This window comes from Paraconexibacter sp., from assembly GCF_041602235.1.
Taxonomy (GTDB): Bacteria; Actinomycetota; Thermoleophilia; order Solirubrobacterales; family Solirubrobacteraceae; genus Paraconexibacter.
In genome coordinates this window covers 1-2,552 of record NZ_JBFIGP010000407.1, presented here as the reverse complement: position 1 = coordinate 2,552, position 2,552 = coordinate 1, and the positions used below count along the sequence as shown (strand labels likewise).

At 73.0% G+C, this 2,552-nt stretch carries 2 protein-coding genes; both read left to right on the top strand.

What is annotated here, in order from left to right:
- Positions 1-128 precede the first annotated feature (128 nt).
- Positions 129-860 (top strand): response regulator transcription factor, encoded by a 732-nt coding sequence (locus ABYE80_RS19665; protein WP_372792003.1) that lies wholly within the window; start codon positions 129-131, stop codon positions 858-860.
- The gene (locus tag ABYE80_RS19660) at positions 857-2,269 is read left to right on the top strand and encodes a sensor histidine kinase (protein ID WP_372792002.1); all 1,413 of its coding nucleotides are present in this window, start codon (positions 857-859) and stop codon (positions 2,267-2,269) included. Before ABYE80_RS19665 ends, ABYE80_RS19660 begins: the two co-directional genes overlap by 4 nt.
- The last annotated feature ends 283 nt before the right edge of the window (positions 2,270-2,552 follow it).

Here is a 2,552-nt window from a genome sequence, read left to right as displayed (position 1 = left end):
CGGCGGAGAGAGGAAGGACATGCTGCGAGTCAACCGCCGCTACGTGAGGCTCTCCGAGGAAACAGTGAAGAACACTCGAAGAACGGAGCCGCAGCGCCGCGCGCTGTGCGATACATGCGTGCGACGTCATGACGGACAGTCCCGCCTTCACCGCGCCGACGGGCGCCCGCGTGCTCCTGGTCGACGACGATCCGGCCGTCCGGGACGCGGTGGCGCGCGCCCTGCGCCTGGAACGGCTCGACGTGACGTCGGCCGGCGACGGGCAGGAGGCGCTCGACCTGCTCTCCGAGCAGCGGTTCGACACGGTGGTGCTCGACATCGCGATGCCGCGCGTCGACGGCCTCGAGGTCTGCCGGCGGCTGCGCGACATCGGTGACCGCACCCCGATCCTCATCCTCACGGCGCGGGACGAGGTCGACGACCGTGTCGCGGGACTCGACGCTGGCGCCGACGACTACCTGGTCAAGCCGTTCGCGCTGCGGGAGCTGAAGGCGCGGCTGCGCGCGCTGCTGCGCCGGCTCGACGTGCCGGCAGCGGCCTCGTCCACGGCGCACGAGGAGCCCCTGACCTTCGAGGATCTCCAGCTCGATCCGGTCGCGCACGAGGTCACCCGGTCCGGCCGCCGCCTGGAGCTGACCAAGACCGAGTTCCTGCTGCTGCGGTACTTCCTGGAGCATCCACGACAGGTACTCAGCCGGTCGCAGATCTTCGACGCGGTGTGGGGCTACGACTTCGGCGCCACGTCCAACGCCCTGGGCGTCTACATGGGGTACCTGCGGCGCAAGACCGAAGCGGAGGGCGAGCTGCGGCTGCTGCACACGGTCCGCGGGGTCGGCTACGTCCTGCGGTCGGAGCCATGAGCCTGCGCCAACGCCTGATCGTCGCCAGCGCGGGCGCGGTCGGCCTGGCCGTGCTCCTGGCGTGCGTGGTGGCCTACGTCGTCGTGCGGGGGGAGCTCCTCGGCCAGATCGACGATCAGCTCGACGGACAGGCCGACGTGATCGAGCAGGTGGGCGGGCCCCGTCCGCAGGGGGGACGGCCGCTGCGGCTCGGTCTGCCCCAGCTCCGTCCCCAGGAGGGCGGCCTCGCGTACCTGCAGCTCGTGAGCCCGGACGGCACGGTCGAACCCAACCTGCGGTTCCCGGACGCGATCCCGCTGCCCGTGTCCGGGATCGACCAGATGATCGCGCTGCGCCAGCGCGGACGGTCCCTTCGCACGATCGAGCAGAGCGCGGCGAAGCTGCGGATCCTGACGTTCGGCGTTCCCGGCGTGGGCGCGGTGCAGCTGGCGCGTCCCCTGAACAGCATCGACCGGGTGCTCAACCGCATCCGCTGGTTCCTGGCCCTGGTGTGCGCGGGCGGCGTGGGCGTGTCGCTGCTGCTCGGTCGCTCCGTCACCCGTCGCGTCACCGCGCCGCTGCACGACGTCGCCCAGGCCGCCGAGCACATCGCCGAGACCGACGACCTCAGCCGGCGCATCGAGGTACGGACCGCCGACGACATCGGTCGTCTCGCCGGGAGGTTCAACCTCATGCTCGACCGGCTGCAGGCCTCACGCGCCGAGCTGTCCGAGTCGGTGCAGGCCCAGCGTCAACTCGTCGCCGACGCGTCCCACGAGCTGCGCACGCCGATCACCAGCCTGCGCACCAACATCGAGGTGCTGCTGGACGGCGGCGATCTCGACGCCCAGTCCCGTGAGCAGCTGCTGACCGATGTGCGCACGCAGACCGAGGAGCTCGGGGACCTCGTCGCGGACGTCATCGAGCTCGCCCGCGGCGACACGGCGCCGCGCGGCCACGAGGACGTGCGCCTGGACGACGTCGTGGCGCAGGCGGTCGAGCGCGCACGCCGCAACCATCCGGGGACGACCTTCGCGCTCGACCGTGAGGTGAGCGTCGTCGAGGGCGACCCGGTCCGGCTGTCGCGGGCGATCGGCAACCTGCTGGAGAACGCCGCCAAGCACGGCGGTCCGGGGTCGACCGTCGACGTGGAGGTCGACCTCTCCGGCGTCACGGTCCGCGACCGAGGGCCGGGCCTGCCGGAGGGGGATCTGCCCCACCTGTTCGACCGCTTCTACCGCGGCGAGACCGCCCGCGGCCTGCCCGGCACGGGCCTGGGGCTCGCGATCGTGCGACAGGTCGCAGAGGCCCACGGCGGGACGGTGCGCGCCGAGAACGTCGGGGACGCGGCGGGTGGTGGCGATGCCGGTGGCGGAAGGGGCGCCCGGTTCGTGCTGGAGCTCCCCGGGCGACCGACCGACGAGGGCTGACGAGGCCCCCGCGCGGGACGGCGGGTCCGGCGGAACCGCTCGCGCCCGGCCTCTCAGCAGCCGGCGACCGGGCGCCCGTCCTGCTCGCGCTCGGTCTGACGGCCGACCGTCATGCCGAGGTCCGGCGGCACGCGTGGCAGGTCCGCCCGCGCGGGCTTGCCGTCACGCGTGAGCTCCCAGCACTGGGCGAGGAACTACAGCCGCGTACGGGTCAGGGCGACCGGCGCGGTCGCGATCCGCCGACCGCCCAGGTGCTCGTCGATCCACGCGCGCAGGCGCGGGT

Bases quoted from the DNA above. Each gene is read 5' to 3' on its own strand.
- ABYE80_RS19665 (WP_372792003.1), top strand. From the start codon at position 129: ATGACGGACAGTCCCGCCTTCACCGCGCCGACGGGCGCCCGCGTGCTC.
- ABYE80_RS19660 (WP_372792002.1), top strand. From the start codon at position 857: ATGAGCCTGCGCCAACGCCTGATCGTCGCCAGCGCGGGCGCGGTCGGC.